This is a genomic window from Acinetobacter johnsonii (genome assembly GCF_048551975.1).
Lineage (GTDB): Bacteria > Pseudomonadota > Gammaproteobacteria > Pseudomonadales > Moraxellaceae > Acinetobacter > Acinetobacter johnsonii_A.
This window is the reverse complement of record NZ_JBIMCF010000156.1, coordinates 1-299: the sequence shown is the minus strand read 5'-3', so window position 1 is coordinate 299 and position 299 is coordinate 1. Positions and strand designations below refer to the sequence as shown.

Here is a 299-nt window from a genome sequence, read left to right as displayed (position 1 = left end):
AATACCTTGCTCTTTAAGGAGTGAATAAGATTTGTCTTTAAGGGCTTCATCGATCCTGAAGTTAACAGTAGCCATCATATTTCCCAAGTATTTAATGTACTAGGAACATTGTAATGCACATTGCATTACAAGTCGACTTTGCATAACAGCCATTATGTTAAATAGAATCAAAAAACCTCCAATAAAATCGTTAGAGTAGTATTGTTTATTGAGTAGATAAGAGAATTAAATTAGTGAAATACTCAAATGAAAAAATAGTAAAAGCTCTCTTACTTCCTCCTTTACCACTACTTTTTTTC

The 299-nt window shown here is 31.1% G+C and carries 1 pseudogene; it reads right to left on the bottom strand.

Annotated features, from left to right (window positions below):
- Positions 1-75, bottom strand: a pseudogene (locus tag ACG9ZB_RS17035) (type II toxin-antitoxin system antitoxin, RelB/DinJ family); the annotation flags it as partial.
- Positions 76-299: the final 224 nt, after the last annotated feature.